This window comes from Micromonospora sp. AMSO12t (genome assembly GCF_008806585.1).
GTDB lineage: Bacteria > Actinomycetota > Actinomycetes > Mycobacteriales > Micromonosporaceae > Micromonospora > Micromonospora reichwaldensis.
In genome coordinates this window covers 1-2,159 of the sequence record NZ_WAAS01000468.1, presented here as the reverse complement: position 1 = coordinate 2,159, position 2,159 = coordinate 1, and the positions used below count along the sequence as shown (strand labels likewise).

Genomic DNA, 2,159 nt, shown 5'->3' with positions numbered 1-2,159 from the left:
CGAGGCCGCCCGCCTTCGCCACACGGACACGGTAGCGACGACCGCCGCGCCGCCGCCGTCCCGCGCCGCCGTGTCGCCGCCCTTTCTCGCGCGCCCCGGGTGCAAGGAAGGGCCCCTTCCTATCGCCTTCTGTAGACGAAGGGGCCCTTCCTTGCACCCTCACCTGCTCAGCGCTGGGCGGCGGAGCGGACCAGGGGGAGGGTGCGGTAGGTGATCTGCTCGGCCAGGGCGATGATCGTCGAGGCGCGGCGGATGCCCTCGTACGAGACGATCTGGTCGATCACCCGCTGGAGGTCCGTGTTCGAGCGGGCCACGATCCGGCAGAGCAGGTCGCTGGAGCCGGTGATGGTGTGCGCCTCCAGCACCTCCGGGATCGCGGCCAGGTGCGCGGCGACCAGGTCGTGCCCGTCCCGCTGGCTGATCTCCAGGGTGACGAAGCTGGTCACCCCGAACCCGATCGCCGCCGGGGAGATCTCCGGCCCGAAGCCCGAGATGACGCCCCGCTCGACGAGCTTGTCCAGCCGGGCCTGCACGGTGCCCCGGGCGACCCCGAGGCGCCGTGAGCACTCCAGCACCCCGATCCGCGGTTCCTCGGCGAGCAGTTCGATCAACCGCGCGTCGAGGGCGTCGAGCTGTACACCCTGACCAGCACTCATGGCATATCACCCTACTGAATGCGCAACCTGACCAGGCATAGGCGCGACAGTTGCCCAGTGCGGCCCTTCCCCGCGATCCTCGCCACAGCACCACCGCACCACGCACATGACCGACGGCGGCGGCCACGGGGCCGACCGGAACTTGAGGGAGACCGCGATGACCCAGGCGATCGACCGACCCCAGGCGTCCGACGACGTCGACGTCGACGTGCTCGTCGGCGCCGTCGACCACGACATCAGCCGCGACCCGTTCCCGGTCAAGGGCCTCGACCACGTGCACTTCCTGGTGGGCAACGCCAAGCAGGCCGCGCACTACTACTCCACCGCGTTCGGCATGACCTGCGTGGCGTACCGGGGCCCCGAGCAGGGCTACCGGGACCACGCCCAGTACGTGCTGACCAGCGGCTCGGCGCGGTTCGTGCTGACCGGCGCGGTCCGCCCGGACGCCGAGGGCGCCGAGCACGTGACCAGGCACAGCGACGGCGTCTCCGACATCGCGCTGGAGGTGCCGGACGTCGACGCCGCGTACGCGCACGCCACCGCGCAGGGCGCCACCGGCCTGACCGAGCCGCACGACGTCAGCGACGAGCACGGCACCGTCCGGATGGCCTCCATCGCCGCGTACGGCGACACCCGGCACACGCTCGTCGACCGCTCCCGCTACACCGGCCCGTTCCTGCCCGGCTTCGTGGCCCGCAAGCCGATCGTGGACCGGCAGCCGATGATCGACGCCGGCCTCCAGCCGAAGCGCTTCTTCCAGGCCGTCGACCACGTGGTCGGCAACGTCGAGCTCGGCCGGATGGACGAGTGGGTCGAGTTCTACAAGCGCGTCATGGGCTTCTCGAACATGGCCGAGTTCATCGGCGACGACATCGCCACCGACTACTCGGCGCTGATGAGCAAGGTCGTCGCGAACGGCACCCGCAAGGTGAAGTTCCCGCTCAACGAGCCGGCGATCGCCCGCAAGAAGTCGCAGATCGACGAGTACCTGGAGTTCTACCAGGGCCCGGGCGCCCAGCACATCGCCGTGGCCACCAACGACATCCTGGCCAGCGTCGACGCCATGCGCGCCGCCGGCGTCGAGTTCCTCGACACCCCGGACTCGTACTACGACGACCCGGAGCTGCGCGCCCGGATCGGCCAGGTGCGGGTGCCGATCGAGGAGCTGAAGGCCCGCAAGATCCTGGTGGACCGGGACGAGGACGGCTACCTGCTCCAGATCTTCACCAAGCCGGTGCAGGACCGCCCGACGGTCTTCTTCGAGCTGATCGAGCGGCACGGCTCGCTCGGCTTCGGCAAGGGCAACTTCAAGGCGCTCTTCGAGGCCATCGAGCGGGAGCAGGAAGCGCGCGGCAACCTGTAACACTGACGAGCGTGACGCAGCCTCCGACGTACCCGACGCCGCCGGCCGGTGGGCCTCCGCCCGCCGCCGGCGGCTTCGCGCCGCCTTCCGGTCCCTCCAGTCAGGGGTACGCGGTGCCACCGCAACACGCCCCGCCGCCC

At 70.6% G+C, this 2,159-nt stretch carries 2 protein-coding genes; one reads left to right on the top strand and one right to left on the bottom strand.

Features of this window, described 5'->3' with window-relative positions:
- Positions 1-167: 167 nt before the first annotated feature.
- Complete coding sequence (locus F6X68_RS32320; protein WP_151457783.1) at positions 168-656, bottom strand: Lrp/AsnC family transcriptional regulator; 489 nt, start codon at positions 654-656, stop codon at positions 168-170.
- Between the two features lie 157 nt (positions 657-813).
- On the opposite strand from F6X68_RS32320, the gene hppD reads away from it, so the two are divergent.
- A complete protein-coding gene (gene hppD, locus F6X68_RS32315; RefSeq protein WP_151457782.1) occupies positions 814-2,019 on the top strand; it encodes a 4-hydroxyphenylpyruvate dioxygenase in 1,206 nt (401 codons plus the stop codon).
- Positions 2,020-2,159: the final 140 nt, after the last annotated feature.

Excerpts from the sequence above, each read along its gene's own strand:
- F6X68_RS32320 (WP_151457783.1), bottom strand. The coding sequence starts at position 656 with ATGAGTGCTGGTCAGGGTGTACAGCTCGACGCCCTCGACGCGCGGTTG.
- hppD (WP_151457782.1), top strand. The coding sequence starts at position 814 with ATGACCCAGGCGATCGACCGACCCCAGGCGTCCGACGACGTCGACGTC.